Raw genomic sequence first — 26257 nt, 5'->3', positions numbered from 1 at the left:
CAGGCGTCGGGGGCGGCATCGGCTCCGGCGCGGGCGAGCAGGGCGATGGCCCCGAAAGTGAACGCGAGGTCCCCCGAGTGCCCACTTCAGCGGCCCGGGCCCGGTGATGGCCGCGGCCCGCAACTACCTGTACTCGCTCAGTGGATTCGGGCGCGGGTGTGTCCAGTAGTTAACGGTGTAACTCGATGCGGCCTCCTTCATCTCTCGCCTACTCAAATGTTGTGACCATTTGGATTTTGTGAATATCCTAATTTGGGTTGCCTGGGGAAGGAGCAGGGATGGTTCGGCTGACTCGGAGTGCTCGGCTGACTCGGAGTGCGGTGTGCTCGAACTTTCCGGGCAAGCCAGCACCGGATGGCGGGGACGAGCGTCGGCTCTTTCCACGCGGTATGGATGGAGCCGCACGAGGATCCGGCCACCGCGCTCGGTATGCGGCGCGGATTAGGCCCGGGGTCTGACAATGGCGACTCGGCACTTGTACGTGATGAGGCACGGCGCGGCGGACCCGTTCGGCGAGTTGACCGATGTTGGGCAGCGGCAGTCGGAACTGGCCGGGGAGCGCCTGGCCGACCTGCCGGTCGATGCCGTGTGGCATTCGCCCCTTCCCCGGGCAGTGCGGTCTGCCCAGATCGTGGGTAAGCACCTGCCGGGCGCCGCCGTGCGGGAAGCGGCCGAGCTGGTTGACCACGTGCCGCATGTGCCGAACGAGATGCCCCCCGCGTGGGCGGGGTTCTTCGATGGGTACGACGCCGCGGAAGCCGCTGCGGGCGCAGGCCTTGCGGATGCACTGATCGACAGGTTCGCGCGCCCCGCCGAAACCGAGACCCACGAGGTCCTGGTCACCCATGCCTATCCGGTGGCCTGGCTGGTGCGGCACGCCCTCGACGCACCACCGGCGCGGTGGCTGGGGCTGAACTGCGGAAACACGGCGCTGACGGCGATCGAGTATCGCGACGGTGTAGCACCGACGGTGTTGTTGTACAACGACATGGGTCACCTCCCGCCTGACCTGCGTTGGACGGGGTTCGGGCCCGGCGCGCGGCCATGAGTGGCGGTGTGGTCGCCACGCAAGGCCGGACCGGCGCGCCGGAGCGGTCCAGCCGTGACGATCCAGCTGGCGGATGCGCTCGCGCGTCAGGCCGACCAGCCGGAGCGGTCTAGCCGTGACGAAGTACGGCATGGGCGGCACCGAGGCGCTGGGCTTCATCGCGTTCGGAACGGTCGCCCGATACGTCGTCGGCCCATTCGAGTAGTCGATGCAGGTGGACGTCGGCTGTGGTCGTGACGATACGGGGGCTGCCGAGGGCGACTTCGCCACCGGTCCCGTCGATGGTGACGAGGGTGCCTTCACCGATGGTGCGTCCACCGGCTCTCACCGAGGCGTCGGCGACGTCAACGGTGAGGTCGGTGATCCCCACGACGGCGGGCTTTCCCATCGCTCGTGCGACGACCGCGGCGTGGCTGGCCGGCCCGCCACGGGCGGTGACGATTCCGGCGGCAACCGCCAGGCCGCGCATGTCGTGCGGGGAGGTCTCCGGCCGTACCAGGATGACCGGGCCGTCCGCGGCCATGCGCACTGCTCCGTCGGCCGTGGTCGCCACCTTGCCGACCGCGACACCGGGACAGGCGCCCAGCCCTCGGGCCAGGATGTCGACCTTCTCGGTGGTCGCTATCCGGGGTGTGCGGACGTGCTGGAGATGCCGCGGTGAGATCCTGAGCAGCGCTTCGTGACGCCCGATCACACGCTCGTCGGCGAGGTCGGTCGCAACGCGGACGGCGGCACCCCCGACGAACCGGCCGGGCCGGACCTGCAGAATCCACAGCTCCCCGGCCTGGAAGGTGAACTCGACGTAGCACGCGTCGCGGTAGTGCCCCTCGACCCGGCTCAGGGCATCGAGGAGGCCGACCCACACTGCCGGTTCTCGGCCGGCGAGTTCGTGCAGGGGCCGGGTCAGTGATCTGCCGGAGACGACGTCTTCGCCTTGGTGTCCGAACAGGACCTCGCCGAACGGGACGTTCTCCCCGGTGTTGGGGTCGCGGCTGAACGCGACTCCGGTGCCGCTGTGGTCATCGCGGTTCCCGAACACCATCGTCTGTACGATCGCGGCTGTGCCGAGGTTGTGCGGGACGTCATGCAGTTCGCGGTAGGTTCGTGCGCGCGGTGTGTCCCAGGACGAGAACACGGCCTTGACCGCCAGCTCCAGCTGCCGGGTCGCGTCGTCCGGAATCGGCCGGCCACCTCGTTGCCGGATGAGGTTCTCGACCGCTCCGATCGCGCTGGTGATGTGTGCCTCCTCGTCGCCGGTTCCTTGCCCCGGGGCTCCGCTGAGGACGGTCCCCACGCCGTCCACGTCCAGGTTGGCGATCGCAGCGGCGAAGCCGGACAAGAACCGCAGCCGCGAATTCAGCGCGAACCGCGAGTCGCCCGTCTCGGCCGCCAGCCCGGCTGTGGCTCCGGTGGTGAGGCCGAGGTTGAGGATCGTGTTCATCATGCCGGGCATCGACACGGCGGCCCCGGAGCGAACGGACACCGCCAACGGCACCTGTGATCCCCCGAAATGGCGTCCGGTGGAGGCTTCGAGGTCGGTGATGGCCGTCGCGAGTTCGTCGTCGAGTCCGTCGGGAAGACTCCCGTCACGCAGGAACGCGCGACATGCCTCCGTGGTGACGACGAACCCGGCGGGCACCCGCAACCCGAGACGCTGGAGGACCAGGAGGCCGTGGGCCTTGCCGCCCAGCATCTCCGCTGTCTCCTCGACCTGCGTGGAGAGCCGGCGAATCCATCTCATCCCCATCGGGGGATCCCGAGTGTGGCGAGCAGGTCTTCGTGAAGCTCGAACCACACGATGTGGTACGACGCGGTGTTGTCGGCCACGTACTCCAACGCGCCGGCGGTGGCGCGATCGAGGGCTTCGGTGAGGCGGGTCCGGTAGCGGCCGAATCGAGGCAATGCCGCGGACAGCTCGGCGCCGACAACGGCGGCACGCTGGTCGAACTCGACGAATCGGGCGAGGACGCGGGCGTCGTAGGAGGGATCTCCGTGGTCGTTGGCGGTCATGGCACCGTCGATGGATCGGAGTTGCCATGCCGTGCAGAGGTCGAGCAGTTCCGGGTTGAGCACGAGAAAGCCGTCGAACGCCGCTGTCACGGCGGCGCGAGCACCGGCCGACTCCAGCTCGTCGGTGATCCGTTCGGCATCTACGGCACGGCCGGTGTCCGACAGACTCCACCCGCCGAAGTCGCCGGCCATATGCGTGACGAGACCGGCGACCGCGAGATCGATCAGCTCGGACTCGACGTCGGATTCACCGAGACCCGTGGCCTTGGCCAGGCGAGCGAGGCCGGCACCGCCGCCGGCACCGCCGCCGCAGCGCAGGGCATGGAGGACCAGCAGGCCGGTGTCGGTCGCAGGAAGCTCGGGTCGGGTCATGTCCGGGCACTCCGCGGCCGCGTGCCGTTCGAAGCGCCGGCGGTCGATGCCGCGTACGCGGCGCCTCGCCCGTGGGCTCGGGCGACGATCGCACCACCCTGGACGCGTACCGCGGCCTCTGTCTCGTCGTCGAGGTCCGTCAGGCCGATCGCCGACGCCGTCAGGGCTTCATCATCGAGGACCAGCCGAACGCACCGCCAGACCTCGGGAGCGAACACCCGCCGCAGGCAGCCGATGAGGTCGGTGATCCTGAGCCGTACGAGGCGGCCCGTCTCGGCGGCATCATTCGCGACGACGACCACCGTCACCTGCTCGCCGGGCCGAGCGGAACGGACGGCTTCCTCGGCGGCGGCAAGGCGGCCGGCCCCCAGCACCGCGATCAGCCCATCGGCGCCGAAGTCGACCTGATCCCCGCTGATCCGATCCGCGAGTCCCGTGGGCGGATCCCACGCGTCCCCACACGGTCGCGCCGGAGCGACATAGGGCAGATACGGCGGCGTCCAGGTGTCAGCGAGATCGATCCCGGCCAGATGCTCACACGCACGCGCCAGGTCGAAAGGGTCACCGAATCCCGGTGCGGTCTCAGCCAGGTGACCCGAACCGTCCAGCAGCGTCAGCACCAGCTCAGCCAGCCGTACGCGCCGTACCGGCGTCGCATGGGCCGGTTCGCACGATTCCAGCGCGATGGCGAGCAGCAACGCCTCCAGCCGGACGACCTGCGCCAGCACCGTGCGCCCGTGCTCGTCATCGAGGACGCCGACCAGCGAGCGCAGGTGCAGCCGCCCTCCCGAGGCCGTGTCGTCGACCAAGGGCAGCCGTTCAAGCCAGGCCCGGGCGAACACGCCCAGCGCGTCGGCCGACGACACCGACGGCACCGGCGGCACCGGCGGCTCACCCGTGCCGGCGTTCTCCACCATGTCGATCAGCACCGCCAGATACAGCGCGCGCTTGCTCGGGAAGTTCGAGTACACCGCCCCGCGGGTCAGTTCGGCCCGCTCGGCGATCCGATCAACCTTGGCCAAGGCGTAGCCGTGCTCGGTGAACTCCTCCCTCGCCGCCGCCAGCACGGACGCCCGAGTGCGCTCCTGCTGCTGCACCCGAGTCAGTCGAACCATCGCAATTCCTTTCCCTAGAGCGCCGATATCAGGATACTCTCAAAATTCAGATGTTAGAAACATCTGAATCGCCGGAGTGGCCGAGGTGAGGGATGGTGACGGTGAGCGATCACGGGTTCGAGACCGAGGGACTGGCCGAGGTCTTCGGTGCGGCACTCCTTCTGGATGAGGTTGCGTTGTGCGAGGAACACTACGAAGCAGTGGCGGGTAATACAGGTGTGGGTTCCGGTGAGTGGGAGGCGGAAATCGAGACCTCCCATTCGTGCTCCTGGTGAACGGATTGGCTTTGGAACCCCGATGAGCCGGTCGTCGAGCTCCTCGCGAGATCTCCCGGTGAGTGGGAGGAGTAATGGCCGCCTTCTCAGCGAAATACCTAGCATCACGACCCAGCGGCGACCGAGCGTCGCATCCGCGGGTGTCCCTGCGGGGTTCCTCATCGAAGAGAAGGTGGAAACCACCGATGACGACAGTCGAGATCGCACCAAAGGTGAGCCGTGGCACCTACGAACTGACCTACCGCGAGGCCGGCACCGGACCCGTGGTGGTCATGCTGCACGGTTCGGGCCCCGGCGTCTCCGGCATGTCGAACTTCGCCGCCAATCTGGCACCTCTCGCTGAGACGTTTCGGACGATCGTCATTGACATGCCCGGTTTCGGTGACAGTCCCGAAGTGCCCTATACCCGCCCGTATCCGGAGCACGCGGCCGACGCCGTCATCTCCCTGCTCGACGACCTGGGCATCGCCAAGGCCCATCTGGTCGGCAACTCGATGGGAGGCTTCGTCGCGCTGGAGACCGCGTTCGCCTACCCCGACCGGGTCGATCGGATGCTCATGATGGGCCCCGGCGGGATCGCGGCCGAGATCTTCGCCCCGCCGAGGTCGGAAGGGGCTCGACGGCTGTTCGATTTCGTCGCCTCTCCCTCCCCGGCCGCCATGCGGGCGTGGGTGGACACCATGGTCTCCGATCCGGCCGGCGTGTCCGACGAGTTGATCCAGGAACGCACCGACCGCGCACTCGCGCCCGGCGCGATCGACCGGATGCGCAACATCTTCGGCAGCCTCGCCATCCCGTCCGTCCACGGTCCGATGTGGACGCGAACCGGGCAGATCCACCACCGCACGCTTGTCACCTGGGGCCGTGACGATCGGATGCTGCCGCTGGAGGGCGCCTTCTTCGCCACCCGGCGCATGCCCAACGCCGACCTGTACGTCTTCTCCAACTGTGGCCACTGGGCCCAGGTGGAGCGCAAGGCGGCGTTCGAGGCGCTGGTCCGCGACTTCTTCACCGCAGCCTGAACAGAAGGCGCGTTCTGGGGGCACCGCTTCACTTCACCGCCCGCGCCTTCGGCCTGATCGGGTCGACCGGCGGCGGCCGAACCCCCGGCCGCCGCCGGCGCCTGTTTCCCGCTCCCCCGGCGCACGTACCTCGCGCTACCGGGCGCGGGCGTGTCGAGCACACACCCGCTCGTCGAGGTACGCCGTAAGTCCGCCCTCGGCGACGTCTTCGGTCGGTGGGCTGATCGTGGACGAGGAGTACGGCGAGGTGCGCCGCAAGAACGGCACCGCAGTCCGCGGACCGCGAGAACGGCACCACAACCCGCGGACCGCGAGAACGGCACCACAGTCCGCGGACCGCGATGCCGTCGGAATCCGCTCGCTCTCCTACGTCAGCGGGCCTTCTCTCACCGACTGTGTCTTCAACGCCGCAGCGTCAGCCGACTGTCCGGATCCATCAGACTCTCCCGAGGCGGTTCGGATCCCTGTCCGGGGCGCGCCCGCCGGGCGGACGAGTGGTCAGGTCCGGTCCCACTTGTGACCCCAGTAGCTGTCGGCGGTGATCTCCTCGGCGGTGTAGGAGGTCTCGTCGACGAGCATGCCCTCGCAGCCGACCTCAAGGTCCCAACGGCCGGGGGTGCGCACGTAGAAGGAGACCATCTTGTCGTTGGTGTGCCGGCCCAGCGTCGAGGAGAGGTGGTAGCCGCCCGCCGTGACGCGGTCGAGTGCCCGGCCGACCTCATCGAGGGTTTCACACTCGACCATGATGTGCACCAGCGCCGGCGCCTTGAGGTCCGGGGTCGGCAGGATCGCCAGGCTGTGGTGCCGGGCGTTGACGCCCATGAACCGCAGCCGGATCGGGCCGTACTCGGGCGGCACCGGAAGGCGGTACGCCCCGCGGGGCAGGAAACCGAGGGTTTCGGCGTAGAACCGGTGGTCGCCCTCCAGATCGCTCACCGGCACCACCACGTGGCCCATGCCGAGCCGCCCGGCGACGAAGCGGTTGCCGAACTTCGTCGCGATCGGGCTGTGGTCCAGTGCGGGACCGTGGAAGACCTCCAGTGGAGTCCCACCCGGGCTCTGGAAGGCGATCCCCGCCTCGATCCGGCGGGCCTCGGCGTCCTCCAGCGACAGCGGCTTCGTCGCGATGCCGGCAGCCTCGACGGCCGACTGCACGCGCCGCAGCGCCAGGTGGTCGCGGACCTCCCACCCGACGGCCTCCACCCGGTCCTCCTCGCCGGGCAGCAGCACGATGCGGGCGTGCCGCTCGTCCATGCGCAGGTACAGCGCGTCGGATTCCGGCCCGGTACCTTCGGCGAATCCGATCGTGTCGAGGGCGAACGTGCGCCATGCGTCCAGGTCCGTGGCTCGGACGCGCACGTAACCCAGCGAGCTGATGTCGGTCATGCCCATCTCTCCTGAATCGATTGAGGTGTTGGTCGAGATCGTCCGGAGCGGGGATCAGATCAGCGCGCGCAGCGCGCCCTGCGGCTCGACACCCATCTGGGTCAGTGCCGTCGCCTGGTAGGCGTTGCCGGGAATGTGGATGGCGTGCTGCAACCCGACGTGCGCGTCGCGCCAGAACCGCTGCATCGGGTTGTTGCGGCGCACCGCGTTGCCGCCGGACCGCGCGAAGATCTCATCGACCGCCGACACCGCCCGCCACGCGCAGCGAACCTGGTTGCGCCGGACCACGGCCCGATCCGCGAAAGTGATCGGCTTTCCGGAGTCGGCGAGGTCGTAGAGCCGGCTGATGCCGTCGAGCAGTTGCAGCCGCGAGGACTGGATGTCGGACGCGGCCTCGGAGATCGCGTACAGCGTGTGCGGGTCTTCCTTCACCTTTGCGCCGGAGGCCGTCACCCGGTCCCGCTGGTAGTCCAGGTGCGTGGCGAGCACGCCCTCGCAGATGCCGATCACCGCGGCGGTGATGCCCAGGGGGAACATCGACCAGAACGGCAGCCTGTACACCGTCTCGGTCCGGCCGGCCCGCTCGGCCGCGACCTCGCCCTCGGCGACCTCCGCGGCGTCGATCGTCCGGTAGGCGGGGATGAACGCGCCGTCGACGATGATGTCCTTGCTGCCGGTCCCGCGCAGTCCGATGACGTCCCAGGAGTCCTCGACGATCGTGTAGTCGGAGCGGGGCAGCACCACGTGCATTCCCTTCATCGGCTGCGCCGGCTTGCCCTCGGCGTCTCCGAGCAGCGCGCCGAGGAAGATCCAGTCGCAGTGGTCGGTGCCCGAGGAGAACTGCCAGTGGCCCTTGAGGATGTACCCGCCGTCGGTCGGCGTCGCCACCCCGCTGGGCATGTACGGCGAAGCGATCCACGTGTTCGGATCGGAGCCCCACACCTCCTCCTGCAGCCGGCGGTCGCACAACGCCATCTCCCACGGGTGCACTCCACCGACCCCGCACACCCAGCCCGTTGAGCCGCACGCCTTCGCCACCGCCATCACCGCCTCGGCGAAGTCCCGGGGGTGCGCCGCGTATCCCCCGAAGTCGGTCGGCTGCAGCAGCCGCATCACTCCGGTCTCGCGGATCAGCTTCACACTCTCATCGGACAGCTTGCCCAGGCGCTCGGTCTCGTCCGCGGCCGCGGCCAGCTGACCGGCGATCTCCTCTACTCGGGAAACAACTTCATGCGCCATCAAGGCACCTCCGGACTGAATCTGAGAGAGTCGCAATCCGCCGTTTCTGCGGCGGCTCGCTGACGCTAAGTCGCCCTCGACCACCGAGTCCACGGCACATCCCGCTGGCCGGGACTGGACAACGGGGTACGGCGGGCAGGTCCGTCATCCTCTTCGGGGGAGACTCCGGCGGGCACCGCGCCGCGTCGGGAAAAGACGCGGCCGACGACCGGGGACCGGCGGTGGCATGGGGGCGACGGCAACGGTCGCGAGGTTCCGGTCACCGGGACTCGCGGGGTGACCTGGGGCGGGTTCCCAACGCGGTGACAGACGGCGGGAACCGGCCCGGTCACCGGGACTCGCGGGGGTGACGGAAGGCGGGTTCCCAACGCGATGACAGGCGAAGGGAACCGGCCCGGTCACCGATCGTCGGAGTACGGCGCGAGGAGCAGCCGCGCGGCCAGCCGGATGTCGGCATCCGCCCTCGGCAGGGTCGTCTGGCCCCCGAGGGTCGAGATCAGCGCACCCCACCAGCAGTGCGTGAGCAGCCGCACCACGCTCAGATCCTGCCTGTTCGGCTCCTCTGCCCCGATGATGCGCAGCAGAATGCGGCCGAGCTCGGACTTCGTCGGTTCGACCTCGTCCATCGTTGCCGTTACATATACGGCGCTGGTGCCCTGGAACATCGCGGCGGCCAGCATCGGCCGCACCAGCAGATGGCGGCTCAGCCCCACCAGGAAGTCGGTGACCTGGTCGACGAGGTCCTCGCCCTCGCCGGGCCGCCTGCTTTCGCCGAAGGCTTTGATCTCCGCCCAGAAGACCGCGGCGAACAGCGCGTTCTTGGAAGGGAAGTAGCGGTACAGGGTCGCGATCGCCACGCCGGCGTCCTTGGCGACCTCGTGCATCTGCACCACGTCGACTCTCTTGCGGGCGCCGAGCTCGGCCGCGGCGTCCAGAATGCGCTTGTACCGGGCGATCTGGCTCTCCGAGGTCGGCGACGCCGGAGCCCGCGCTTCGGCGATTCTCGCCACGAATTCCCCTTGTCTTGCCTGTCTACTCCCGAGCGAACCGTGTGTGAGTACCGATCTCAGGATATCGGCCCCCCAACGGACATGGGCTCCACCGCGTCATCGGAGTGGAGCCCATGTCTTCAGCGCCCCTTGTACCGAGTGGTCGGCGGGGGGCGGTCTCGCCGGCCGTCTCAGAGGTCAGGAACCGGGATGGCCCCGAGGCGGACGGAGTTCTCGATGCTGTCGCGCAGTCGCGTGCAGGTCGGGACGACACCCCGGTCGGTATCCCGGCTCAACTCGACACACTGATCGGTCTCTGTGGTCCACTGGACGAGCGTGTGCGCCAGGCTGTGCTTCTTGACCAGGACGCACGAGCCGCAGCTGCTGCAGGACACGGGGCGCACGGAATATCTCCTCGGTTGCGATCACTAACGTTCCTGACGGTGGTGGCGCGTCGTCGCGAAGCGCCACCGCCGGTCCGTCCCGGCCGATCGGCCGGGACGGGCTAAGCCGGACGGGCTAAGCCGGACGGGCTAAGCCGGACGGGCTAAGCCGGACGGGCTAAGCCGGACGGGCTAAGCCGGACGGGCTAAGCCGGACGGGCTAAGCCGGACGGGCTAAGCCGGGGCCGGGGCCGAGGTGACGATCCGACCGTTGGCGATGTTGTCGTCGACCTCTTTCTGCCAGAACTGGTTGGCCCGCTCGGTGTCGATCTCGAACTCGAACCGCTGGGTCATCTCCGGGGCGACGTCATCGACGTCGACGTAGAACTGGTCGTACCAGCGGCGCAGCTGGTAGACCGGGCCGTCCTCCTCACACAGCAGCGGATTGTCGATCTTGGCCTTGTTCCTCCAGATCTCCACGTCCTGCATGAAGCCCGTCTCCACGCCCGCCGCGAAGCCCGCCGCCATCGCCTGCGCCGCGTCGTCGGAGACGCCCTGGGGCTTCTTGACCATCGCGCCCCACTGGAGCACGAAGCTGGTCGGCGACACCGGGTAGTGGCAGTTGATCAGGACGGACTCGATCGTCTGCCCCGCCACGGTGTGCCACAGGTAGTCGATCATGTACGACGGGCCGTAGTACGCCGCCTCCGAACGCCCGTCGGTCCTGTCACCGGAGTAGTTCGTACCGATCTGGATATCCGGACGGGGCCGGCTGTTCATGTACTGCGCGGCGACGTGCCCTTCGAAGACGTTCTTGAAGTACGTCGGGAAGGCAAAGTGGATGTAGAAGAAGTGGGCCATGTCGACCACGTTGTCGACGATCTCACGGCAGTTGGAGCCCTCGATCTTGATCCGGTTCCACGTCCAGGAGGTCCACTCCGATGTGTTCACACCGGCGATCTCCGGGATCGTCACCTCCGGCGGGGGCGGGTTGCCCTGCGGGTCGTGCCAGACGTACAGCTGCGCGTTGCGCTCCAGGGCCAGCCATGTCCTGGTGCGTGCCCTCGGCGGCACCCGGCGGGCGTACGGAATGCTGGTGCACCGGCCGTTGCCCGCCCAGCGCCAGTCGTGGAAGGGACAGGCGAGCGAGTCGCCCTTGACCTCCCCCTGGCTGAGGTCGCCGCCCATGTGCGGGCAGTAGGCGTTGAGGACGTTCAGCGTGCCGGTGCTGTCGGCGAACACCACCAGCTTGGTGCCGAATGCCTCGATCTTGTGCGGTTTGCCGTCCCTGAACTCGTTCGCCAGGCCCAGGCAGTGCCAGCCCCGGGCATAACGCGCCGGAGGTGGGGCCGCCTCGATCACTCGAATCTCGTCATCACCGGCGGTCTGTATCGACGTCATGAAGTCTCCCTTGCCGTCCAATGCGCCCGGGCCGAATCGCCCTGCCCGCGGGATCCTCATCATGCGAAGCCGACGGTGTGCGACACCTCCCCTTTCCCACTGACCGGGACCTCGTCTCGCAAGTCACGGCAACGCGTTCCGCGAAACACCGGTCTCCGGTCTCCGGTCTCCCGTCGAGATCGAGCAGTTCGAAAGCCCGTCCCGCTCGCCGGGAGGACGAGTTGTGGGGCACCTCGGGCATCGACACCGTGGGGTCGACCGATTCGGGCGAAGGAAATCGTCCGATCCGGGCGAACGAAGGAGACCGAAGGCCGATATGACCACTCACCAGATCTTGTCCGGACCCGGAAGCGGGGATTCGACACGCGCTCCGGATCCGGCCCCCACCGTGGTGAAGCACCCGTTGCGGGTGGTCCTCGTCGTCGCCTTCGCGACCCTGGTGACCACGCTCAACCAGACGCTGGTCGTCCCGGTGCTGCCCGAACTGCCCGGCCGCCTGGGGGTGACGCCCTCCATCGCCACCTGGCTGGTCACCGCGACGGTCATCGCCGGCGCGGTGTCGCACCCGGTGCTGGGCAGGCTGGGCGACCAGTTCGGGATGCGCAGGATGATGATCGTGGCGCTCGGCGCCATGATCCTCGGGTCCCTGATGTGCGTGATGAGCGACAACATCGGCGTCCTCATCGCCGGGCGGGCGCTCCAGGGGATCTCCAGTGCGACGATCCCGCTCGGGATGAGCCTGGTGGGGGTGGTCCTGGAGCCAAAGCGCCGCGCCTCCGCCATCGCCTCCGTCAGCGCGATGATGGGGGCCGGCGGCGCGCTCGGGCTGCCGACCGCCGGGCTGGTCTCCCGGCTGTGGGGCTTCCACGGGCTGTTCGCCGTCTCGGCGGTCGCGGGTGCGATCGCGGTGGCCGCCCTGCTGCTGGCGGTCCCGGCGCCGCCCCGGCGCGAGCACACGCAGCGGGTCGACCTCTTCGGCGCGGTACTGCTCACCTGCTTCATCGTCACCCTGCTGGTCGGGCTCGACCGCGGCGGCGAGTGGGGGTGGACGAACGCGCTGACCATCGCGTCCTTCCTCGCGGCGCTGGTGTCCGGGTGCCTGCTGACCCTGGTGGAGCTTCGCCGCCATGCTCCGCTCATCGACCTCAGGGTGGCGGTGAGCCGCTCCTCCGCCACGATCAACGGAGGGTCGATCCTGATTGGTTTCGCGCTGTTCACGAACTTCCTCGGGATCGTCGGACGCCTCCAGGCGCCGGTGTCGACCGGTTACGGGCACGGGCTGTCGGTGCTGATGACCGGTCTGTGCCTGCTGCCCGGAGGGCTGCTGTCGGCGGTGGTGGCGCCGCTGTCGGCCAGGCTGAGCGCGATCGTCACCCCACGGGTGACGATCGCGCTGGGCTGCGCGATCTCCACCGCCGGGTTCGCGGCCCAGATCCCACTGGGACACGGATCGCTGTGGGTGCTCGTCTGCGTGATCGCCGTCGTCTCGGTCGGCAACTCCATGGTCCTGGCGAACCTGCCCGCACTGATCCTTCAGGTCACGCCGGAGGAGAACATCGGTGTCGCGAACGGACTCAACTCGCTGGCCCGCGCCGTCGGCATGTCGGTGAGCAGCGCGGTGTTCGGCATCGTCACGACGATTCCCGTCGGCGTCGCGTTCGTACCGCGCGGCTCCTACGACGCGTTCACCGCCGCCGGCGCTGCCGCGGCGCTGGTCGCCCTCGTCCTGTTCCTCCTGCAGCGCCCCCGCCGCAGCGCCACGGCCCGGTGAGAAGCCGGTGAGAAGAAAGCAGCCGCTCCACCGATCCGAAGATCGGTGGAGCGGCTGTCCCTGGTCCACCGGGCGGTCGGCGTCCGTTGTCCGGACCCGCCGCCCCTGGCCGGGCGGTCAGCGCCCGATGGCCGGACGGTCAGCGCCCGATGGCCGGACCCGCCGCCCTGGTCCGCCGGGCGGTCAGCGCCTGCTGTCCGGACCCGCCGCCACGGTGACCGCAGGCGGATCGAGCAGCGAATCCGGGTCCTGGCTGATCATCGCATCCTGCTTGGGGATCCGCAGGACCGTTGAGGCGAGGAGCAGCCCGAGGGTCACCAGGCCTACCAGGAACACTCCGCCCGCGTTGATGGCGCCCTCGGGGTACCGGATGGCACCGTCCGGGGTGCGCATCGCGAGCTCCCCCATGATGACGAACAGGATGACCGGCGCGGTGCTGGCGAAACCGCTGTAGCTCACCTGCACCATCCCGGCGATGGAGCCCTGCTTGTCGGCCGGGGAGCCGGCGATGACCAGGCCGGGGACCGAGCCATAGGCCAGGCCCGTTCCGGCGCCCACCAGCAGGGCGGCGATGAGGACCTGCACGTAGCTGCCGTGGTTGAAACCGAGCTGGATACCGCCCACCAGCAGGAGCAGCAGGCCGATCCTCATCATGGTCGCGCCGCCCACACGGCTGAGCAGCTTGCCGACGACGACGCCCATGACCACCATGGCCACCGACTGGGGTGCGGTGATCATCGCGTACTCCGACGCGGTCATCCCCAAGCCGTAACCGAGCCCGGCGGCGCCCGGCGTCATGCCGATCATTGGAAGCATCGAACCGGTGATGGCGGTCGACCCGTACGCGGTGGCGGCCGTCACCGCGGCGAGCACGATCGGCCGGCGGGTGAAGATCCGCAGGTCGACGATCGGCTGGGCGAAGTTCAACGACCGCTTGACGAACCCGAACAGAAGCAGCAGGCCGACCGCGAACGCGCCCAGCGTGGCGACCGAGCCCCAGCCCCACTTGCTTCCGGAGCTGATCCCCAGGAGCAGGATGCCCAGGCCGAAGCCCAGCATGCCGGCGCCCAGGAAGTCGACCTTCGAGGGGACGCGGAGCCGCGTCTCCGGGGTGGTGATCAGCAGCAGCGGCGTGAGGATGATCATCCACAGCACGTCGAAGGCGAACAGGCCGCGGAAGCCCCAGTTGTCGAGCAGCCAGCCGATGAGGAACGGCACGCCGATGGAGAAGACCCCGATGCCGGTCATCGCGATCGCACTGGCCAGCGGCAGGATCCGCCGAGGGTACACATCGCGCATCAGCGAGTAGCTCAGGAACATCGTGGGCAGCACGGCGCCCTGCAGCATCCGACCCGCGATGAGCACGCCGAAGGTCGGCGCGACAGCCGCGACGACCGAGCCGACCGTGCTCGCCATCAGACAGACGATCATCATCCGCCGCTTACCGTGGATGTCGGCCAGCTTCCCCACCAGCGGGCAGAGGACGGCCCCGGCGAGGATGAAGCCGGTGAGGAGCCAGCCTCCCTGGTCCGTCTTGAAGTGGGTGGTGATCGCCGGCAGCGCGGTCGTCACAAGGCTGTACCCCAGCGCGGTCCCCTCCATGATCATGACCATCGTCAGCATGGAGAGGGCGAGCCGCGGGGTCCACCCGCCCTTCTCCGCCGTCGTATCTGTCGTACTCATCGTCAGGCCTCCAGAAAAACGTGATATTTCAATGAATCTCGGCGTGGCCGCGGACCCCGGCGTCTTCGTGGCGCAGGTCCCGGCGGGGGGATGCTGTTCCTCCTTGGCACCACGCGGACACCACGGTGTCACGCACGTTTTCCGGTCGATAACGGACCGCAGGTTCCCCCACGACGGGGGTGCGGTCATCCCGGCCCGGCGGGGAACCGCCGGGGCTCGGGGAGATCAGGGGCGGCGCGGAGCACGACCGGCCCGCCTGGCTTCAGGTCGTGCACTGGCGCAGACGCTAAGTGCCCGGTGACGTAGATCACGTCGGGCATCCCAATGAGCGGGACCCGGCGGTGAGAAGGCGGTGACACACATCTCATCCGCACTGCGACGTCCGTACCCGGCGGCCGGTCGGAACCGATGATCGGCAGGTCGTTCACGCCGCCGGCCGGCCCCTCACCCCGGTCTTGCCCCGCGCGTCCTGCTGAGCGGGATCGGCCCGGGAGCGCGGCGAGACCGTTGATTACGGTCCGGTTACCCGGAAGGCCACGCCCCCGGGTTCCTGCGGGCCAATGCGGACGGAAGTGATGATTCGGTGAGCTCCACCTGTAGCCGGGCGAAGGACGGTGGGTTCCACATCGCCGACACCCTCGCCTTCGGACAGGTCAAGGACGGCGGGTTCCACATCGCCGACACCCTCGCCTTCGGACAGGTCGCCGGCCGCACGGCCGCCGCACCGCCCGCCAACACGAGCGATCTGGAGGAGATCAGTGCCAGTTCAGTGGGATGAGACGGCCGACGTCGTCGTCGTGGGATCCGGAGGCGCCGCGCTGACGGCGGCCTACACAGCGGCGGCGGGCGGATTGCGCACCCTGGTGCTGGAGAAGACCGAGTACTTCGGCGGCACCAGCGCCTACTCCGGGTCGGGCCTGTGGCTGCCCGGCAACCACATCCTGCGCCAGGCGGGCGTCGAGGACAGCGTGGAGCGGGGGCTGGAGTACTTCCGGGCCGTCGTCGGCGACCGCACACCGGCCGCACTGCAGAAGGCCTACGTCTCGACGGCGCCCGAGCTGGTGGAGTTCCTGGACCGTGACCCGGTGCTGGAGTTCGAGTACCTGCCGTTCCCGGACTACTTCGCGGCTCCGGGACGCGCCCCCGGCGGCCGGGGAATCCGCCCCAAGCCGCTGCCGGCGCACCTGCTGGGCGCCCGGCTCGGTCAGGTGCGCCCGCCGATCTCGATCGACCAGTTCGGCGTGCCATACGACCGGGAGACGCTGACCGGCGGTCAGGCCCTCATCGGCAGGCTGCTGCTCGCCCTGGACGGCACCGGGAACGCCACGTCGCGGACCGGAACGCGGATGCGCTCGCTGGTGGTTGAGGACGGCCGGGTCGTCGGCCTTGAGGCCGAGCATGAGGGCCGCACACTGATGATCCGCGCCGAGCTCGGCGTGATCGTGGCCGCCGGCGGGTTCGAGCGCAACGCGGAGTTGCGGCGCGAGCTACAGGACCTGCCCGGCGCGGACTGGTCGTCGGCGGCGCCCGGGTCGAACACCGGGGACGCGCTCGCCGCGCTCCAGGCGGTGGGCGCCGCGACGGACCTGACCGACGAGGCGTGGTGGTGCCCGGCCGTGCTGTTCCCCAACGGCCACGCCGCCTTCACCCTCGGCCTGCGCGGAGGCGTCTTCGTGAACGCCGCGGGCGAGCGGTTCGCCAACGAGTCGCTGCCGTACGACCGGATGGGCCACGAGATCCGCGCGGGGCACGCCACCGGTGTGTCGCACCTGCCGGTGTGGTGGATCTTCGACGGGCGCTTCGCCAACGTGCCGGGGATGTCCCAGCCCGCGCCCGATCCCGAGGCGTTCCAGGCTGCCGGCCTGTGGCGCACCGCCGACACACTCACCGCTCTCGCCGAGCGGATCGGCGTGCCCGCCGACGTGCTGGGCAAGACCGTCACCCGGTTCAACGGGTTCGCCGCCTCCGGCGTGGACAGCGACTTCCACCGGGGCGAGGACCCCTACGACCGGTTCTTCGCGACCGGTGACGGCCCGAACCCCGCCCTCGTCCCGATCGAGCGGGCCCCGTTCCACGCGGTGCAGGTCGTGCTCGGCGACCTCGGCACCAAGGGCGGCGCGCGGGTCGGGGAGGACGGGCAGGTGCTCGGCGAGGACGGAAACGCGATCCCCGGCCTGTACGCCATCGGCAACTCGGCCGCCTCGGTGGCCGGGCATGTCTACCCGGGCCCCGGGGTCCCGCTCGGCTCCGGCATGGTCTTCGGCTACCGCGCCGCCACCCGAATCCGGACGGCGGACCGATGAGCGCCGAGAAGATCAACGATGCCGTCGTCCGTTACCTGGACGCGGTGGCGAACGGGACCGCGGACGACTTGGCGGCCTGCTACGCGGAGGACGGGACGCTGGAGGACCCGGTGGGCAGCGAGCCGCGCCGGGGCCGCGCCGCGATCCGCGAGTTCTACTCGGCGCTCGAAGGCGCGCGCCGGAGCACGGAGTTGCTGACCGTCCGCGTCGCCGGCGACAGCGCCGCCTTCCACTTCCGGGTACGGAGCGAGCGGGGTGACCGGGCGTTCGAGATCGAGCCGATCGACGTGATGACCTTCGACGAAGAGCAGCGGATCACCAGCATGCGGGCGTTCTGGAGCGGCGACGACATGCGGGAGGCACAGTGAACCCTCGGTGCGCGGCCGGCCGGGCCGTCGTCCTCCGCCGCAGGGCGGACCGCCCGGCCGCATAGGCCGAAACCGTTCATGCCACAGGCCCGGCGCATCGCGCGCCGGGCCTGTGGCCGTTCCACCCGCCCGTCCTGGTCCCACCGGGATGCCCGCCGGGATGCCCGGCGGGACCGGGTGGCATCAGACCAGGTTGTCCTCGACGGTCAGGCCGAACTCGCCCTTGCCGTACATCCCCAGGGCGCGCTCGGCGTCGTTGGCGACGTGCACGCTGCCCGCGTGCGCGTCCCGCCAGGCCCGCTCGATGGGGTTGCCTCGGCCGAGCGAGTTCCCTCCGGCGGTCTTGAAGAGACTGTCGATCGCCTCCACCGCCCGCTCGGTGGCACGGACCTGGTCCCTGCGGACGCGCAGCCGCAACTCCATCGGAATTCGTTCGCCCCGGACGGCGTACTCGTACACCCGGCGCACGTTGTGGTCCGTCTGCAGCACCGCCGCGTCGATCTCCGAAGCGGCCCGGGCCACCGCGACCTGGGCGAACTGGTCCTCGGCGAACCGGCCGCCGCCCAGGCTCAGCCGTACCCGGTCGCGCATCGCGGTGACGTAGGCCCGGTAGCAACCGGCCGCCATGCCGACGACGGGAGCGGTGATCGCGTTGGTGAAGACGGTCGCGAACGGCATCCGGTAGAGCGGGCCGGTATTCACCTTCTGGCCGGGACCGCGCAGTTGTGCCTGCTCGTAGTTGCGCATGGCGCGGTGCTCGGGCACGAACACCCGCTTCACGATGATGTCGTTGCTGGCCGTGCCGCGCAGTCCGATGACGTCCCAGACATCCTCGGTCACGTAGTCGGTACGGGGGACGAGGAGGGTCATGAAGTCCACCGGCCTGCCCTGCTTCCCCACCACCAGGCCCCCGACCAGTGCCCACGACGCGTGGTCGCAACCGGAGGAGAAGCGCCACCGACCGGAGAGCTCGTATCCGCCCTCGACCGGAGTGAGCCGCCCCACGGGAGCGTACGACGAGGACACGAGCGCGTCCGGGTCCTCCCCCCAGACCTCGTCCTGCGCTGCCTCGTCGAACAGGGCGAGCTGCCACGGGTGGACGCCGAGCACGGAAACCAGCCAGCCTGTGGATCCGCAGACCGCGGAGATCTCCCGGACGACCTCGAAGAACTTCACGGGGTCGCTCTCGGCGCCGCCGTACCTCCTGGGCTGCAGCATCCGGAAGACCCCCGTCCGGATGAGCTCCCGTATCGTCTCCTCGGGCACCCGCCGATTCACGTCGGCTGCGCCTGCCCGCTCCCCGATCGTCGGCAGCAGTGCGCGGACCGCGTCCAGGACCTCGTCGCCCGGGGGAGACATAGGAGAGTCGCGTTCGCCCGGCCCGTGCCGTTCACGCCGGTGCGCCGTACCGATTTTCACCTTACCTCCAGCATTCGGTCCTCCCGAGTTCGTGTCCCGCATCGTGCTCGGGCAGTGCGGGCGGTTGAGAGATGGGGATGGTCAACGGTGCTGCGGGGTTTCCGTGACGGCTCTCCCAGCGGTGCCCGTCTCCCCCTCGGCGAAAGGGTTCCGGGCCCGGACGAGGTTCACTCGTCGTAGGTGATCCTGAGGTGCTCGCTGAGCGGGGTCGCCTGGCAGGAAAGGATCAGCCCGTCGGCGAGGTCCTGCGCGTCGAGGACCGTGTTGCGCTCCAGCGCGACCTCGCCCTCCAGCAGCACGCAGGCGCAGGCGCTGCAGGACCCCTCACGGCACGAGTACGGCGCCTCCATGCCGGCCGCCAGTAGCACGTCGAGGAGCTTGTTGCCCTTCGGCCAGGTCAACGTCCTCTTCTCACCGTCCAGCTCGATCTCGAGCGTGCTGCCGGGGCCCGAGGAGTCGACCGCGACACCGGGCCCGGCGAAGGGGTCGGTGGCCAGCGACTCGAAACGTTCGACGTTGACCCGCCGCCTCGGGACACCCAGGTCGGCGAGGACCTTCACGGCGAGGTCCATGAACGGGCCCGGGCCGCAGATGAACGCCTCCCGGTCGGTGTACGGCCGGGTCAGCGCGGCCAGGCTGCTCGCGCTGGGCAGGCCCTGCACCGACTCCAGCCAGTGGACGACGGTCAGCCTCTCGCCGTACTCGGCGGTCAGCGCCACCAGTTCGTCACGGAAGATCACCGAGTTCTCGTCGCGGTTGGCGTACAGGAGGGAGACGGCGCCGGTGCCCCCGCGCAGGCACGATTTGAGGATCGACATGACCGGTGTGATGCCGCTGCCGCCGGCGAGCAGCAGCAGGTCCTCGTCGAGCGAGACGGGGACGAACGTGCCCGCCGGCCGCAGCACCTCCAGCACGTCCCCCTCGATGACGTCATCGCAGATCCAGTTCGACCCGTAGCCGCCCCGGGTGCGCTTCACCGTCACCTTGAGCTTCTCGTCGCACACCGGTGAGCTGCTCAGGGAGTAGCAGCGCGCCGCACCCTCGGGGCGGGTGGTGGGCACCCGGATGGTGAGGAACTGGCCTGGCCGGTAGCCGAACCGGGTGTGGTCTCCGTCGGCGGGCTCCAGCACCAGCGAGTGCGCGTCGGAGGTCTCCCGGATGACCTCGACGACCCGCGCCTTCAGTGGTCCCGGCTGGGTCATGCTCCCCACTCCTCCCTGATCGCGGAAACGGTCTGGTGGGATCGACCCGCCGCGTGCCGGGCGGCGATGTACCCGAAGACGATCGAGGGGCCGATCGTAGCGCCGGGACCCGCGTACTCGTTGCCCATGACCGATGCGGAGGTGTTCCCGGTGGCGTACAGCCCTTCGATCACCGAGCCGTCGGATCGCAGCACCCGGCTGTGCTCGTCGCAGACCAGCCCGCCCTTGGTGCCGAGGTCGCCGGCCTCGACACGAAAGGCATAGTACGGCGCCTTGTCGATCACGTCGAGGTTCGGATTCCTCAGCGTGGGATCGCCGTAGTAGCGGTCGTAGGCGCTGTCGCCCCGGCCGAAGTCCTCGTCCTTGCCGGCCCTGGCGAACCGGTTGAAACGCTCGACGGTCTCGGCCAGCGCGCCGGCGGGCATGCCGACCTTTACCGCCAGCTCGGCGAGCGTGTCGGCGCGGAACGCCACACCCCGCTCGTAGAACGCCTCCGGTATCGGCATCCCGGGAAGGATCTGCGCGAACGGGTACCGCGTCCGGGCCTTGGCGTCCATCACGAACCACACGGGCACGTGCCCGCCGGCCAACTGGTCGTGCACGAAGTTGACGTATGGGGCGGACTCGTTGGTGAACCGCCGCCCCTGCTGCGACACGATGACCGACGGCGGGATGCACCGCTCGGACACCAGCGGGATGGTCGCCCCCGCCGGGTGCCGTACGGCCGGCATCCACCAGGCGTCGTCCATCAGGTCGAGGGCCGCGCCGAGCCGCTCGCCCGCCAGGATGCCGTCGCCGGTGTTCTCCGTGGCCCCCATGCCGAAGTCGGTTCGGCCGCCGGCGGGCAGGTACTTGTCGCGCATTTCCTGGTTGTGGTCGAAACCACCGGTCGCCAGCAGCACCCCGCGCCTGCCGCGGATCCGGACGGTCTTCCCGTCGCGCCGAACGACGACGCCGGTGACGGCGCCGCTTTCGTCGGTGACGAGTTCGGTCATCGGCGTCCGCAGCCACAGCGGGATCCGCGCGTCCTTCAGCGCCATCCGCAGCCGGGCGACGAGCGCGCGCCCGCCGGTGGACATGTGGCGGCGGCGGAACAGGTTCGACCAGACCCGCCAGGCGGCGACGATCGACGCCCGGCGGCCGCTCCAGGTGCGCTTGACCATGGCCAGGTCGTGGTAGTCCTTGCTGGTGACCCAGAGCCCCAGCGGGCCCTTCATGCCGTTGGGACGCTGGTACTTCTCGTCCTCGCCGAGCGCGCGGGTGTCGAACGGGATCGGCTCGATCGACCGGCCCAGCGGCCTGCCGCCTTCGAACTCGGGGTGGTAGTCGGCGTAACCCCTGGTCCAGAAGAACCGGATCCACTTGCTCCTGCCGAGCAGTTCCATCGCGGCCGGACCGTTGTCCACGAACGCGTCGAGCCTGGCCGCGGGGACCCGGCGCTCGGTCAGCAGATCGAGGTAGCGGCGGATGGACTCGCGGCTGTCGTCGTGCCCCTCGGCCCGCAGGGTGGGATTGTTGGGGATCCAGATGCCGCCACCGGAAATCCCGGTGCTGCCGCCGAACGCCGCACCCTTCTCGACCACCACCGCGGACAGGCCGCTGTCGTGCGCGGTCAGCGCCGCCGTCATGCCGCCGCCGCCGCTGCCCACGATGACCAGGTCGAACTCGTGGTCCCACCCACTCACCGCTCGTCCTTCCTGGTCAGGAAGGCCAGCACGGCGCTCTCCCAGGCGGCTTTCTGCTCGATCATCACCCAGTGACCGCAGTCGGGGAAGATGTGCACCTCGACGTCGGGGATGGACCGCATCGGCAGGATCGCCATGTCAAGCGGGCTGACCCGGTCGTCGCGGCCCCAGGTGATCAGTGTCTTGGCCTTGACCTTGTGCAGCATCGCCCAGTACGGCGGGGCGTCCGAGGCCGCCGCGGCCGCGGCACGGGCGGCGAACGCCGCCTTGCCGTACATCTGGCGGGCGCCGGCCAGGGTGGCCGGTTCGGTGGCCAGCGCCCAGCGCTCCTCGATCAGTTCCTCGGTGACCAGGGACCGGTCGTAGACCATGGAGTCCAGCCACTGAACGAGCCGCTCCCGGGTGGGCTCCTCGGTGAAATCCATGAGCAGCTTGATGCCCTCACCGGGGCCCGGGCTGAACAGGTTCCTGCCGATGCCGCCGATGGTGACCAACCGGCGCACCCGGTCGGGATGGGCCATCGCCACCTGGGCACCGATGGCTCCGCCCATGGAGTTGCCGATCACGTCGGCCTGATGGAGCCCGAGCCCGTCAAGGAAGCGGATCACCGCGGTCTGCGCCCCCACCATGGGATGCTCGCCGGTGGAATCGCTCACCCCGAAACCGGGGAACTCCAGGATCAGGCAGCGGAAGTGCTCCGCCAGGACCGCGAGGTTGCCTCGGAAGTTCCGCCAGCCGGTGACTCCGGGCCCCGAGCCGTGCAGGAGCAGCAGCGGCGGGCCCTCGCCGGCTTCGTGGTAGCGCAGTACACCCTGGTCGGTCGCAAGTTCCCGCGCCGTCGACTCATAGGTCAGCTCGGTAAGCATTCATCCGTCCTGTTCATCGCGGAGTATCGGCTTCGGGGAAGGTAGCCCGCGAGGGCCGGCGAGCGGGTCGCCTCTCCCGATGAGTGAGACCCGGCCCACCTCCGCCCGGGATCGGCCGGGACACCGGGTCGCGCCCCGAGCCCCTTCCGCTCAGCGGGATCCAGCCCTGGTGAAGCCCACCGGAGGTCCGTAACTTCGTTGCCCGAGGCCGCCGACGGGGCGGCGCCCGACGTCACCCGAGGTGAACCGCATGACAGCCGAGACCTCCGAGCCCTCACTAGCTCCGGACTTCACCGGGGTGACACCACCCGATCCCGCGGAAATGCGGCAGGCGATGGGCATGTTCGCGAGCGGCGTGACGATCATCACCGGCATCGACGGCGGAGAGCCGGTGGGATTCGCGTGCCAGGCGTTCGCGTCGGTGTCCCTCGAACCGCCGCTGATCCTTTTCTGCGCCGACCACAACAGCCGCACCTGGCCGAGGATCAGGAGGTCCGGGAGGTTCAGCGTGAACGTGCTGGGCGAAGGGCAGTCCGACCTCTGCGGCCGGTTCGGCTCCAGCAAGGGCAGGAAGTACGACGGGCTCGACTGGGAGCTGTCCCGGTGGGGCACTCCGGCGCTGCGCGACGTGCTCCTGCGCGTCCACGCCGAGGTCGCCGACGTGCACGTCGCCGGGGATCACGATGTGGTGATCGGCCGGGTACTGGAGGTGGAGCGGGACGTCGAGCGGCGTCCCATGGTGTTCTTCCGCGGGCGGTTCGGCATCGACCATGAGACGGACACCGAACAGGCCCTGTTCGCTCCCGGTCTGTGGGGCTGGGCGGATCAGTGGGACTGGAATCGGGCCCGGGAATGACGCCGGGCCGCGCGAATCACAGCCAGCCGTCGTTCCCGCCCATGGTGAGCAATCGGTTCATGGTCTCCGTCGACCAGTTGCGGTCCGGCATCCGAGCGGCTTGACGGGATCGCCCCCGCTGGCTGTCCAGGTCGGGGAAGAGGGCGAGTGAGGCCTGCCGTGCCGCGTCGACCACCAGCGGGGCGACGTTCTCCAGCGGCGTGCGGGTGTCGCCGACGAGAGAGATGCTCGCCACCGGGCCCTCGTGGCCTCGGATCGCCGCGGCGGCACACGAGATGCTGGGGACGTTCTCGCCCCGTTCGAAGGCCAGCCCCTGCCGCTGCCGGATGCGGTTCAACTCCTGGTGCAGGGTGCCGATGTCGCCGATGGTGCGGCTGGTGAGCCGGCTGACCTTGCCTCCGACCAGTTCCTCGACCCGCTCGGGCTCCAGCCAGGCGAGGATCGCCTTGCCCAGCGCGGTGGAGTGCGCCGGGGCACGGCCGCCGACTCGGGAGGGCACGGACAGGGCGAACCGCCCGCCGGCCTTGTCCAGGTAGAAGATCTCCGAGCCGTCCAGGACCGCCAGGTGGACGACCATCCTGGTTCTCATCTGCAGGTCGTGCAGCAGCGGCGCGGCGGCCTCTCGGATCTCGCCGTGGCTGCCGTCGCCTCCGCCGATTCCGAGTGCCCGCTTGCCCAGGCTGTAGCCGAAGGACGAGTGCTCCAGCCAGTTCAGTCGTACGAGCTGGTCAAGGATGCGATGCGCCGTCGAGCGCGGCAGGTGAGTGCACCGAGCCACGTCCTCCAGGGTGAGATGGGTGAAACGGCCGTCGAACGCGTCGATGATCAGCGTCATTCGCTCGACCATCGAGGGCGGGAGCTCTCGCCGCGCGGACGCGGCCTGGCCAAGCTCAGAGAGAGCGGTCATCACATCTCCCCAAAACTGAAATAAATTCTTGTTTTGGAATGTAGCAACGGGACGAGCAACAGGGAAGAGAGGGAGAAAGATCGCCGAATAATACTTTTTGTTCGGTTCTTCCTGCGGGATGTCCGGTTCGTCCCGTGGGGCACGGGAGCCCGCCCCCCTCCACGCCGGGAAGACTTCCGCGAGGAGCGCCGGGGTACGAGAAGCCGCTCACCACACTGCGGAGGAGCGCGGCGGCGCGCCGAATCAGATTCATGCCATATGTAACATGTGGCCAATAAGTGCGTCAACGGACACAACCCCGCCATACTCCCGCAACAAGCCTGTGTAAGCCCGCCCCTCGCCTGACCGCCTCTCAGCAGCGTGTTCAGCTGAGACGGACCCCCGGAGCGCCCCATCGAGGACTCGCCGTCGCTGACGAACGACGGCCGCCCGAAGCGGTGGATCGTGGTCCGGCCGCCGGGTGGTGAGACCGGCATGCTGCTCGCCCGCGAGCACCTGGTAGTAAAGGTGCAAGTGATTGTTTAGCGTGATGCAATGATCTGCTGACACGATCGGGGCCGGTTTGAAGGAGGCTCCCCCTTGCGTCGTTCCATCCCCCTGGCTCTCGTTGTCGCGATCTTCGCGCTGTCGGGGACGGTCATCTCCCCCGCCCAGGCCACGGCCGGGCCGTGCAAGCCCGGCCAGGGTGCCAACCTGCGCGGCAGGGACTTCACCAGGGGCGCCCGGCTCCCCGACGACCTGCGCTGCGCCGACCTGACCAAGGCCAAGCTGAACGGCGTGGAGCTCATCCAGAAGGACCTCACCGGAGCGATCCTGCGCGGCGCCTCGCTCAAGCAGGCCAACCTCACCCAGGCCACGCTGAAGTACGCCGACCTGCGGGGCGCCAACCTCACCGAGGCCGACCTGGGCCAGATGCACGCCGACCACGCCGACCTGCGAAACGCGATCCTGGTCGACGCCGAGGCCGGTCAGGCGGAGTTCCCGCACGCGAACCTGACCGGGGCGAAGCTGACCAGGGCCGAGCTGACCCAGGTCAACTTCACCGGCGCCAAGCTCATCGACGCCGACCTCGACGAGAGCACCCCCGGCCAGCTCAAGGCCCGCAAGGCCGACTTCACCCGGGCCAAGCTCCGCGAGGCCAGGCTGAGCCAGTCGAACCTGCGCAACGCGACGTTCAAGTACGCCGACGTGAGCGAGGCCCAGTTCACCCAGGCCGAACTGAACGGCGCCGACTTCACCGGCGCGCTGGTCCAGGGCGCGTCCTTCACCCAGGCCGACGACGTCGACCTCACCGGTTCCCGGGGCACCCCCACGGGTCTCACCATCTCGGTGCCGACCTCGGTGCCCGGCTCCGACGCCCCCGAGATCGAGAAGACGGACACCTCGCAGGCCGAACCCGCGCGAGGCGGCGGCTTGTCCGTGGGCCTGGTCATGGTCGTGCTCAGCGCGGTGGGCCTGGCCCTGACCGTGGTGGCCTGGGGTGTCAGCACCCAGCAGCGTACCCGGCGCAACGCCCGGTTCGCCGTGGCGCGGCGGGGTGCCGAGGACGACATCACCCGGCTGGGCGAGGAGATCGACCAGCTCGACTACGAGTTCCAGGTCAGCGGGCGCGGCGGCATAACCGCCGACCACGACTGGCGGCACGCGCTCGACGCCTACGAGGCCGCCAAGCAGGCCCTGTCGGTCGCCCGCCGCTCCGAGGAACTGCACTTCGTGGCCCGCGCCGTCCAGGACGGCAGAGCCGCCCTGGACCGCCTCCGCTCCCGCGTCCGCTGACGCCCATCAGCGGAACTCGGCTCGGCAGATCCACCACGCAACCTTCGGCAGATCCACCACGTATCCCTCGGCAGATCCACCGGTCGCGTCCGCGCAGGTGGTGTACGAGTGTTTGAGATCGGTACCTGCGTCGCGCCTGGCTGATCGCCATTGAAAAGCGCGGCGTAGTCCGTGGGGAAAA

The 26257-nt window shown here is 69.4% G+C and carries 23 protein-coding genes; 9 read left to right on the top strand and 14 right to left on the bottom strand.

Going from position 1 to position 26257, the window contains the following annotated elements; all coding sequences use genetic code 11:
* The first annotated feature begins 460 nt into the window (after positions 1-460).
* On the top strand, positions 461-1048 hold the full coding sequence (locus OG884_RS22630; protein ID WP_326635881.1) for a histidine phosphatase family protein: 588 nt from the start codon (positions 461-463) through the stop codon (positions 1046-1048).
* A 109-nt stretch (positions 1049-1157) separates the two neighbouring features.
* Here the strand turns inward: OG884_RS22630 and OG884_RS22625 are convergent, their stop codons facing one another.
* The 3 genes from OG884_RS22625 to OG884_RS22615 are packed head-to-tail and all read right to left on the bottom strand — an operon-like array spanning position 1158 to position 4545.
* Positions 1158-2789: a pyruvate, phosphate dikinase gene (locus OG884_RS22625; protein ID WP_326635880.1), complete on the bottom strand. Its 1632-nt coding sequence runs from the start codon at positions 2787-2789 to the stop codon at positions 1158-1160.
* Positions 2786-3430 (bottom strand): transcriptional regulator, encoded by a 645-nt coding sequence (locus tag OG884_RS22620; protein WP_326635879.1) that lies wholly within the window; start codon positions 3428-3430, stop codon positions 2786-2788. The genes OG884_RS22625 and OG884_RS22620 overlap by 4 nt, the downstream gene beginning before the upstream one ends.
* The gene (locus OG884_RS22615; protein WP_326635878.1) at positions 3427-4545 is read right to left on the bottom strand and encodes a TetR/AcrR family transcriptional regulator; all 1119 of its coding nucleotides are present in this window, start codon (positions 4543-4545) and stop codon (positions 3427-3429) included. Before OG884_RS22615 ends, OG884_RS22620 begins: the two co-directional genes overlap by 4 nt.
* A 92-nt stretch (positions 4546-4637) precedes the next feature.
* Between OG884_RS22615 and OG884_RS22610 the strand changes: the two genes are divergently transcribed.
* Together OG884_RS22610 and OG884_RS22605 are read left to right on the top strand one after the other, a co-directional pair.
* A complete protein-coding gene (locus OG884_RS22610) occupies positions 4638-4820 on the top strand; it encodes a hypothetical protein (RefSeq protein WP_326635877.1) in 183 nt (60 codons plus the stop codon).
* Between the two features lie 185 nt (positions 4821-5005).
* Positions 5006-5842 (top strand): alpha/beta fold hydrolase, encoded by an 837-nt coding sequence (locus OG884_RS22605; protein ID WP_326635876.1) that lies wholly within the window; start codon positions 5006-5008, stop codon positions 5840-5842.
* Positions 5843-6340: 498 nt separating this feature from the next.
* On the opposite strand, the gene OG884_RS22600 is transcribed toward OG884_RS22605, so the two are convergent.
* The 5 genes from OG884_RS22600 to OG884_RS22580 form a co-directional block, all read right to left on the bottom strand.
* The gene (locus OG884_RS22600; RefSeq protein WP_326635875.1) at positions 6341-7228 is read right to left on the bottom strand and encodes a VOC family protein; all 888 of its coding nucleotides are present in this window, start codon (positions 7226-7228) and stop codon (positions 6341-6343) included.
* Between the two features lie 54 nt (positions 7229-7282).
* A complete protein-coding gene (locus OG884_RS22595; RefSeq protein WP_326635874.1) occupies positions 7283-8467 on the bottom strand; it encodes a hydroxylase in 1185 nt (394 codons plus the stop codon).
* Between the two features lie 398 nt (positions 8468-8865).
* Entirely contained in the window at positions 8866-9477 is a 612-nt protein-coding gene (locus tag OG884_RS22590) for a TetR family transcriptional regulator (RefSeq protein WP_326635873.1), read from the bottom strand.
* A gap of 170 nt (positions 9478-9647) precedes the next feature.
* Positions 9648-9860, bottom strand: a complete 213-nt coding sequence (locus OG884_RS22585; protein WP_326635872.1) for a hypothetical protein — start codon at positions 9858-9860, stop codon at positions 9648-9650.
* 213 nt (positions 9861-10073) lie between these two features.
* The gene (locus OG884_RS22580) at positions 10074-11240 is read right to left on the bottom strand and encodes a Rieske 2Fe-2S domain-containing protein (protein ID WP_326635871.1); all 1167 of its coding nucleotides are present in this window, start codon (positions 11238-11240) and stop codon (positions 10074-10076) included.
* Between the two features lie 316 nt (positions 11241-11556).
* On the opposite strand from OG884_RS22580, the gene OG884_RS22575 reads away from it, so the two are divergent.
* A complete protein-coding gene (locus OG884_RS22575) occupies positions 11557-13011 on the top strand; it encodes an MFS transporter (RefSeq protein ID WP_326635870.1) in 1455 nt (484 codons plus the stop codon).
* A gap of 183 nt (positions 13012-13194) precedes the next feature.
* Here the strand turns inward: OG884_RS22575 and OG884_RS22570 are convergent, their stop codons facing one another.
* The gene (locus OG884_RS22570; RefSeq protein WP_326635868.1) at positions 13195-14694 is read right to left on the bottom strand and encodes an MFS transporter; all 1500 of its coding nucleotides are present in this window, start codon (positions 14692-14694) and stop codon (positions 13195-13197) included.
* A gap of 583 nt (positions 14695-15277) precedes the next feature.
* On the opposite strand from OG884_RS22570, the gene OG884_RS22565 reads away from it, so the two are divergent.
* Genes OG884_RS22565 through OG884_RS22555 form a run of 3 tightly spaced genes read left to right on the top strand, consistent with a single transcriptional unit; the run spans position 15278 to position 17365 of the window.
* Positions 15278-15472 (top strand): hypothetical protein, encoded by a 195-nt coding sequence (locus OG884_RS22565; protein ID WP_326635866.1) that lies wholly within the window; start codon positions 15278-15280, stop codon positions 15470-15472.
* Complete coding sequence (locus OG884_RS22560; RefSeq protein ID WP_326635864.1) at positions 15453-16997, top strand: FAD-dependent oxidoreductase; 1545 nt, start codon at positions 15453-15455, stop codon at positions 16995-16997. Before OG884_RS22565 ends, OG884_RS22560 begins: the two co-directional genes overlap by 20 nt.
* The gene (locus OG884_RS22555) at positions 16994-17365 is read left to right on the top strand and encodes a nuclear transport factor 2 family protein (protein WP_326635863.1); all 372 of its coding nucleotides are present in this window, start codon (positions 16994-16996) and stop codon (positions 17363-17365) included. Before OG884_RS22560 ends, OG884_RS22555 begins: the two co-directional genes overlap by 4 nt.
* Positions 17366-17548: 183 nt before the next feature.
* Here the strand turns inward: OG884_RS22555 and hsaA are convergent, their stop codons facing one another.
* The 4 genes from hsaA to OG884_RS22535 form a co-directional block, all read right to left on the bottom strand.
* Positions 17549-18784 (bottom strand): 3-hydroxy-9,10-secoandrosta-1,3,5(10)-triene-9,17-dione monooxygenase oxygenase subunit, encoded by a 1236-nt coding sequence (gene hsaA / locus OG884_RS22550; RefSeq protein WP_326635862.1) that lies wholly within the window; start codon positions 18782-18784, stop codon positions 17549-17551.
* 167 nt (positions 18785-18951) lie between these two features.
* On the bottom strand, positions 18952-19986 hold the full coding sequence (locus tag OG884_RS22545; RefSeq protein WP_326635861.1) for a ferredoxin--NADP reductase: 1035 nt from the start codon (positions 19984-19986) through the stop codon (positions 18952-18954).
* Entirely contained in the window at positions 19983-21671 is a 1689-nt protein-coding gene (locus OG884_RS22540) for an FAD-binding protein (protein WP_326635860.1), read from the bottom strand. The genes OG884_RS22545 and OG884_RS22540 overlap by 4 nt, the downstream gene beginning before the upstream one ends.
* Positions 21668-22537 (bottom strand): alpha/beta fold hydrolase, encoded by an 870-nt coding sequence (locus OG884_RS22535; protein WP_326635859.1) that lies wholly within the window; start codon positions 22535-22537, stop codon positions 21668-21670. Before OG884_RS22535 ends, OG884_RS22540 begins: the two co-directional genes overlap by 4 nt.
* A gap of 250 nt (positions 22538-22787) precedes the next feature.
* Between OG884_RS22535 and OG884_RS22530 the strand changes: the two genes are divergently transcribed.
* The gene (locus OG884_RS22530) at positions 22788-23393 is read left to right on the top strand and encodes a flavin reductase family protein (protein WP_326635858.1); all 606 of its coding nucleotides are present in this window, start codon (positions 22788-22790) and stop codon (positions 23391-23393) included.
* A 16-nt stretch (positions 23394-23409) separates the two neighbouring features.
* On the opposite strand, the gene OG884_RS22525 is transcribed toward OG884_RS22530, so the two are convergent.
* A complete protein-coding gene (locus OG884_RS22525; RefSeq protein ID WP_326635857.1) occupies positions 23410-24300 on the bottom strand; it encodes an IclR family transcriptional regulator in 891 nt (296 codons plus the stop codon).
* 579 nt (positions 24301-24879) lie between these two features.
* Between OG884_RS22525 and OG884_RS22520 the strand changes: the two genes are divergently transcribed.
* On the top strand, positions 24880-26076 hold the full coding sequence (locus tag OG884_RS22520) for a pentapeptide repeat-containing protein (RefSeq protein ID WP_326635856.1): 1197 nt from the start codon (positions 24880-24882) through the stop codon (positions 26074-26076).
* The last annotated feature ends 181 nt before the right edge of the window (positions 26077-26257 follow it).

This window comes from Streptosporangium sp. NBC_01755, assembly GCF_035917995.1.
Lineage (GTDB): Bacteria > Actinomycetota > Actinomycetes > Streptosporangiales > Streptosporangiaceae > Streptosporangium.
Note: the sequence above shows the minus strand (reverse complement) of the source record. Positions and strands in the feature narration are given on the sequence as shown.

Coding starts and splice junctions, on each gene's coding strand:
- OG884_RS22630 (WP_326635881.1), top strand. CDS start 461: ATGGCGACTCGGCACTTGTACGTGATGAGGCACGGCGCGGCGGACCCG.
- OG884_RS22625 (WP_326635880.1), bottom strand. CDS start 2,789: ATGAGATGGATTCGCCGGCTCTCCACGCAGGTCGAGGAGACAGCGGAG.
- OG884_RS22620 (WP_326635879.1), bottom strand. CDS start 3,430: ATGACCCGACCCGAGCTTCCTGCGACCGACACCGGCCTGCTGGTCCTC.
- OG884_RS22615 (WP_326635878.1), bottom strand. CDS start 4,545: ATGGTTCGACTGACTCGGGTGCAGCAGCAGGAGCGCACTCGGGCGTCC.
- OG884_RS22610 (WP_326635877.1), top strand. CDS start 4,638: ATGGTGACGGTGAGCGATCACGGGTTCGAGACCGAGGGACTGGCCGAG.
- OG884_RS22605 (WP_326635876.1), top strand. CDS start 5,006: ATGACGACAGTCGAGATCGCACCAAAGGTGAGCCGTGGCACCTACGAA.
- OG884_RS22600 (WP_326635875.1), bottom strand. CDS start 7,228: ATGACCGACATCAGCTCGCTGGGTTACGTGCGCGTCCGAGCCACGGAC.
- OG884_RS22595 (WP_326635874.1), bottom strand. CDS start 8,467: ATGGCGCATGAAGTTGTTTCCCGAGTAGAGGAGATCGCCGGTCAGCTG.
- OG884_RS22580 (WP_326635871.1), bottom strand. CDS start 11,240: ATGACGTCGATACAGACCGCCGGTGATGACGAGATTCGAGTGATCGAG.
- OG884_RS22575 (WP_326635870.1), top strand. CDS start 11,557: ATGACCACTCACCAGATCTTGTCCGGACCCGGAAGCGGGGATTCGACA.
- OG884_RS22570 (WP_326635868.1), bottom strand. CDS start 14,694: ATGAGTACGACAGATACGACGGCGGAGAAGGGCGGGTGGACCCCGCGG.
- OG884_RS22555 (WP_326635863.1), top strand. CDS start 16,994: ATGAGCGCCGAGAAGATCAACGATGCCGTCGTCCGTTACCTGGACGCG.
- OG884_RS22545 (WP_326635861.1), bottom strand. CDS start 19,986: ATGACCCAGCCGGGACCACTGAAGGCGCGGGTCGTCGAGGTCATCCGG.
- OG884_RS22535 (WP_326635859.1), bottom strand. CDS start 22,537: ATGCTTACCGAGCTGACCTATGAGTCGACGGCGCGGGAACTTGCGACC.
- OG884_RS22530 (WP_326635858.1), top strand. CDS start 22,788: ATGACAGCCGAGACCTCCGAGCCCTCACTAGCTCCGGACTTCACCGGG.
- OG884_RS22525 (WP_326635857.1), bottom strand. CDS start 24,300: ATGACCGCTCTCTCTGAGCTTGGCCAGGCCGCGTCCGCGCGGCGAGAG.